Source organism: Mucilaginibacter sp. P4_G9 (genome assembly GCF_056400985.1).
In genome coordinates, this window is record NZ_JBFUKF010000730.1 from 1 (window position 1) to 1,467 (window position 1,467).

General features: G+C 41.4%; 2 protein-coding genes. Both read left to right on the forward strand.

Going from position 1 to position 1,467, the window contains the following annotated elements:
- Positions 1-479, forward strand: a 479-nt coding sequence (locus AC1DPZ_RS27130; protein ID WP_477409378.1) for an aminotransferase class V-fold PLP-dependent enzyme, incomplete at its 5' end; no start/stop codon positions are given.
- A 110-nt stretch (positions 480-589) separates the two neighbouring features.
- Positions 590-1,467 (forward strand): D-2-hydroxyacid dehydrogenase (locus AC1DPZ_RS27135; RefSeq protein WP_477409380.1); only part of this gene is annotated, 878 nt, incomplete at its 3' end.

A 1,467-nucleotide genomic window follows, 5' to 3' on the forward strand; every position in this document is an offset into this window, starting at 1 on the left:
GTGTTACCCTGGTAATTATTAAGGATGAGATACTGGGCAAGGTTGATCGTAAGATTCCTGCAATGTTTAACTATCAAACTCAGATAGAAGGTGGTTCTATGTATAATACGCCGCCATGTTTTGCTATCTATGTATCAATGCTTACCCTTAACTGGTTAAAAGCCAAAGGCGGTGTTGAAGCCATTGAGCAGGAAAACATTACCAAGGCAAGAGTATTGTATGAGGAGATTGAGCGTAACCCAATATTTAAACCTGTTTGCGCTGTTGAAGACCGCTCACATATGAACGTTACCTTTGTAATGGAAAATCCAGAGCTGGAAAAACCATTCCTTAAATTATGCGACGAAAGAGGCATAGTAGGCATCAAAGGACACAGAAGTGTTGGTGGTTTCAGGGCATCAATATACAACGCATTGCCAATAACCAGTGTATACGCGCTGATTGATGTAATGCAGGAATTTGCAGAATTAAATAAATAGCCCCCTAACCCCCTGAAGGGGGAACAAATGTTTTATATTATCTCCCGGCTCAATAAAGGGTTTGTTTTTAACTCCCCCTTTAGGGGGCCGGGGGGCTAACAAATAAGATTATGATCAAAATATTAGCTAATGACGGTATCGATCCGATAGGAAAACAGCTTTTAGAGGAAGCCGGTTTCTTTATTGATACCAATAACATTCCACAGGATGAATTGCCTGTTAGGTTACAGGAGTATGATGGTATCACTGTACGTAGTGCTACTAAAGTACGTAAAGCATTAATTGATGCCTGCCCAAATTTGAAACTGATTGGCCGCGGCGGCGTTGGCGTTGATAATATTGATGTTGACTATGCCAAAGAAAAAGGTATTGGTGTTTATAACACTCCTGCTTCATCATCATTATCAGTTGCAGAATTGGTATTCGCCAGCTTATTTGGATGTGTACGTTTCCTGCCAGATAGCAACCGCAAAATGCCGGTTGAGGGCGCTACTAAATTTAACGACCTGAAAAAAGCGTACGCAAAAGGTATTGAGCTGCGTGGTAAAACTTTAGGTATTGTTGGTTTTGGCCGTATTGGCCGCGAAGTGGCTAAGATAGCCATTGGCGTTGGTATGGAAGTTTTAGCTTATGACCTGTTTCCATTCAATCCTGAGGTTGACATTGTTTTGGGTGGTGGAACTACAGTTAAAGTAAGTGTTAAAACGGCTACTTTAGATGAGGTTATCAAACAATCTGATTTCATAACCCTGCATACCCCATTTATTGATAAAGCCCTTTTCGGCGCCGAAGAACTGGCACAAACCAAAAAAGGTGTCGGACTTGTAAATATTTCCCGTGGTGGTTTAATTGACGAATTAGCTTTGGTTGATGCATTGAATAGCGGCCAGGTTTCATTTGCAGCTCTTGATGTGTTTGATAACGAGCCAACACCTCGCGAAGAAATATTAAAACACCCTAAAATTTCTCTGACCCCGCATATTGGCGC